This is a genomic window from Rathayibacter tanaceti (assembly GCF_001634385.1).
Taxonomy (GTDB): domain Bacteria; phylum Actinomycetota; class Actinomycetes; order Actinomycetales; family Microbacteriaceae; genus Rathayibacter; species Rathayibacter tanaceti.
Map to the genome: position 1 here is coordinate 1 of NZ_LIIN01000179.1, position 3939 is coordinate 3939.

The window sequence follows — 3939 nt, forward strand, 5'->3', positions numbered from 1 at the left end:
GCCGTCGGCGTGGCGGGAGTCGTGATCGCCGCCGCGGCCGTCGCCGTGCCGCAGCTTCTCCCCGTGCCGCTCGCCTCCCGCGCCGCCGAGGGGGTCGTGGTGACCCCGGTCGCCGCCGACAGCTCCCTCGTCTGCGGGGGAGACCTGATCGACGCGAGCGAGCCCGAGGAGCTCCGCCCCTTCGACGGCTCCACCTCGGCCCGCTGGCCCGACGGCTCGACCTCCGGCTCGACTCCGCTGGACGAGGGCGACGTCGCCTCGCCCGGGAGCGGCATCGTCAGCCTCGACGTGCCGGCCGACGCGGATCCGACCCCGGGCGGCGTGAGCGTCCAGTCGATCGCGAACGAGACGGTCTCCGGCCTCTCGGCGCGCGGCTGCGCCGAACCCTCGGCCGACAGCTGGCTCGTCGCCGGGTCGACCGATGTCGGCCGCACCTCCGTGCTCGTCCTGGCCAACCCGAGCGCGTCGCCGCGACCGTCGACCTCACGCTGTTCGGTGAGAGCGGCCTGATCCAGGCGACCGGTGCGACGGGCATCGTGGTCCCGGCGGGTGCCACGCGAGCGCTGCCTCTCGCGGGTCTCGCTCCCGGAGTCGTCCAGCCCGTCGTGCACGTCTCCGCCCGCGGTGGCGAGGTGGCGGCGAGCATGCAGAGCAGCGCGATCTCGGGGCTCACCCCCGAGGGCGTCGAGACGACCGGTCCGTCGGCCGGCCCGGACACGCTCGCCGTGATCGCGGGCTTCACCCTCACGTCGCCGCCCGCCGAGCGGTCGAGTGACGACGGCAGCGGCGGCGCGGGCAGCCCGGTGGTGCGCATCCTGACCCCCGGCGACGTCGACAGCACCGTCTCGGTCGAGATCACCAACGAGGACCCCAGCGGCTCTGGTGCCTCGACGCAGGTCGTGGTCCCCGCGGGCCGGGTCGGCGAGGTACCGCTCACCGGTCTGGTCGACGGCTCCTACCGGGTCGTGCTCCGAGCCGACCAGCCGATCGTCGCGGCCGGCCGGAGCACCTCGACCGGCTCCGCGGGCACCGACTTCGCCTGGTTTGCCTCCGGCGCCTCCACATCGCGGGCGTTCGCCGTCGCCAACACGGGCGAGCCCGGCGCGCTGCTACACCTGCTGAACGGCAGCAACTCGGCGGCGACGATCGAGATCGCGGCACCGGGAGGCACCCGGACCCTCGAGCTGGGCCCGTTCGCCGCGGCCTCGGCTCCGCTGGGCACCGACGCCGTCGTCGTCTCGAGCACGCAGCCCGTGCAGGCGTCGGTCTCGATCGCCCTCGACGGGAGGATCGCGTCCTACCCGATCGTGCCGCCCGGACCGCTGTCGTCACCGATCACTGTCTACTCGCACTGAGGTGTGCGCTCGATCCGAGCGCCGCGCCCGATCGGCTCAGGGGTGGCGGTAGCGGTCCGGCGAGATGTCCCACGGATCGCGCCCGAGCAGCTCGGCGACGGCCCGGAACACGTAGCTCTCGATCAGCATCCGCTGGTGCCATTCGTCGCGTCGGTGCAGCTTGGCCAGGCGCTCGATCGGCACCCGGTAGAGCGTGATGCGCCGTGCGGCGTGGTCGACGCGCCATCGGGCGATCCCGGTGCCCTGGAGGCGGGCGGGGTCGACCTCGGGGGTCGCGGCGACGTCGACGCGGAGCCCGACCAGCTCGTCGGGCCACGTGCCGCGGAGATAGTCGATCGCCGAACCGATCGTGGTCTCGAAGAAGTCTGCCCGCGTCTGCAGCAGCGGCAGATGCGGCCCCGTCACCGGGCCGCGGATGCCCCGCCCGTGCCGATCACGAGAGCCCCCGTGCACGGAACCCGCCGATCGTGCGGCGGAACGATGAGCGCGGGGCATGCCTCCAGCCTATTGCTACTGTGGGCGCGATGACCGGACGGCACTGCTCGCGGACGGGCTGCCGAGCGGCGGCCGTCGTCACACTCACCTACGACTACCGCGACTCCCTCGTGGCGGTCGGTCCGCTGAGCCCCGCTCCTGACCCGCACGGCTACGACCTCTGCGCCGAGCACGACCGCCGCCTCCTGGTGCCGCGGGGCTGGCAGACCGTGCGCTTCGGGGTTCCGGCGGAGTCGGAGTCCTCCTAGGAAAGCGGATCCCCTCCCACTAGGACCGCTCGGGGAAGCCGCGTGGCGTGCTCGCGAGCACCGGGGCCAAGCGCTCGAGACGCTGGTCGGCGAGCCGCAGCGCGCCCTCCTCCCGCGCCCGTCGCAGCGCGGCGACCGCCAGGAGGAAGTCCTCGGCGGGAGCGGCGGGCAGCGGCGACACGAACGCGGCGGTCTCCTCGGCGAGAGCGCTCGCGAGCAGGGAGCGCGACGGCTCGGTCATCCCCTCGCGCTGACGGAGGAACTGCGCCAGCCTCCGCGCCAGGGGGTCCGGGAGCCGCGCGGCGTCGGCCGTGACCGCCCATGCCCGCAGCGGCTCCGGCACCTCGACCACCAGAGGCTCCACCCGCGGTACCCGCTCAAGCTGGCTGTGCGTGCCGGCGAGCACATCGCCGAGGCGACGGGAGCGTCGCGAGACGAGCCCGACGACGGCGGCGAGCCCGCCGAAGGTCATCAGGATCTCGATGACGCCGGTGAGACCGCGCACGAGCGCGTGCCGGAAGCCGATCGATCCGCCGTCGTCGCGGACGACGCGCGCTCCCACGACGAGCTTGCCGAGCGAGCGCCCCCGGGTGGCGGTCTCGACGGTCACCGGCACGATCACGATCGACACGACGAGCGCCGCCACCGCGACCGCCGCCGACGCCGCCGGGTCGAGTCCGCCGTCGCCGGACAGGGAGCCGACGAGCAGGAACAGGCCGAGCGCGAGCAGCAGCTCGGCCACGAGATCGACGATCGCGCCGACCGCGCGGAGGACGAAGGAGGCCACGGGAACCTCGAGCGCGATCGCCTCGCCGGTGACGAGGTCGGTGTCGTCGAACAGGTCGGTCCGCTGGTCGTCCACGGTGCTCCTCCCGCTGTTCGGCTCCGGCTCCGGGCCACGGCTCTGGCATCGGGCCACGGCTATCCTGTCAGGAGATGGACATCGACGCTCTCTCGGCCGCCCGCGCACCGCAATGGACGCGACTCGACGAGCTCGCGCGCAAGCGCCGGCTCACCGGTGGCGAGGCCGACGAGCTGGTCGAGCGCTACCAGGCCGCCTCGGCCGATCTCGCCGCTCTCTCGTCGACCGCTGGATCGACCGCTGTCGGCGCACGCCTCGCCGTGACGCTCTCGCGGGCCAGGGGGAGGCTGACCGGCACTCGGGAGGAGCCGCTCGCGGCGATGTCGCGCTTCGTCGTCCTCACGCTCCCGGCGGCGCTCCACCGCCTCCGCTGGCTCACGCTGGCCGTGGCTCTGGCGACCGCGCTGGTGGCGACTCTGTACGCGGTCTGGATCCTGGGCGATCCGCGCCTCCTCGCCGCCCTCGGCGACGACGCGCAGCTGCGCCGCTTCGCGCAGAACGACTTCGTCGACTACTACTCCGAGAACCCCGCAGCCTCCTTCGCGGGCCAGGTCTGGACGAACAACGCCTGGATCGCGGCGCAGTGCGTCGCCTTCGGCATCGTCGGCGTCTACGTGCCGTACATCCTGCTGCAGAACGCACAGAACCTCGGCACCTCCATCGCTGTCATGTTCCACGCGGGCGAGGGCGACACCTTCTTCCTCTACATCGCGCCTCACGGGCAGCTCGAGCTGACAGCCGTCTTCGTCGCTGCCGCCGCGGGTCTGCGGATCTTCTGGGCGTGGATCGCGCCCGGTGCCAGGACTCGGGGGCAGGCGCTGGCCGAGGACGCCCGCAGCCTGTTCACGGTGGCGGTCGGGCTCGTGTTCGTGCTGCTGGTGTCGGGCGTGATCGAGGGCTTCGTCACACCGGCGCCCTGGCCGTGGTGGGTGAAGATCGGGATCGGCGCGCTGGCTCTGACCGCGTTCCTCGTCTACAT

General features: G+C 73.3%; 4 protein-coding genes and 1 pseudogene. 3 read left to right on the plus strand and 2 right to left on the minus strand.

The window, feature by feature from the left end; translation table 11 throughout:
* Positions 1-321 precede the first annotated feature (321 nt).
* A pseudogene (locus tag ACH61_RS14300) lies at positions 322-1355 on the plus strand (DUF5719 family protein).
* A gap of 36 nt (positions 1356-1391) precedes the next feature.
* Here ACH61_RS14300 and ACH61_RS14305 read toward each other — a convergent pair.
* Positions 1392-1850 carry a metallopeptidase family protein gene (locus ACH61_RS14305; RefSeq protein ID WP_068213307.1) on the minus strand — a complete coding sequence of 153 codons (459 nt, stop codon included), beginning with the start codon at positions 1848-1850 and terminating at the stop codon, positions 1392-1394.
* A 29-nt stretch (positions 1851-1879) separates the two neighbouring features.
* Between ACH61_RS14305 and ACH61_RS14310 the strand changes: the two genes are divergently transcribed.
* A complete protein-coding gene (locus ACH61_RS14310) occupies positions 1880-2098 on the plus strand; it encodes a DUF3499 family protein (protein WP_082845299.1) in 219 nt (72 codons plus the stop codon).
* Positions 2099-2117: 19 nt separating this feature from the next.
* On the opposite strand, the gene ACH61_RS14315 is transcribed toward ACH61_RS14310, so the two are convergent.
* Positions 2118-2960 (minus strand): RDD family protein, encoded by an 843-nt coding sequence (locus tag ACH61_RS14315; protein WP_068213314.1) that lies wholly within the window; start codon positions 2958-2960, stop codon positions 2118-2120.
* 74 nt (positions 2961-3034) lie between these two features.
* On the opposite strand from ACH61_RS14315, the gene ACH61_RS14320 reads away from it, so the two are divergent.
* Positions 3035-3939: stage II sporulation protein M (locus ACH61_RS14320; protein ID WP_068213317.1), on the plus strand; the 905-nt coding region annotated here is incomplete at its 3' end.

Excerpts from the sequence above, each read along its gene's own strand:
- ACH61_RS14305 (WP_068213307.1), bottom strand. The coding sequence starts at position 1,850 with ATGCCCCGCGCTCATCGTTCCGCCGCACGATCGGCGGGTTCCGTGCAC.
- ACH61_RS14310 (WP_082845299.1), top strand. The coding sequence starts at position 1,880 with ATGACCGGACGGCACTGCTCGCGGACGGGCTGCCGAGCGGCGGCCGTC.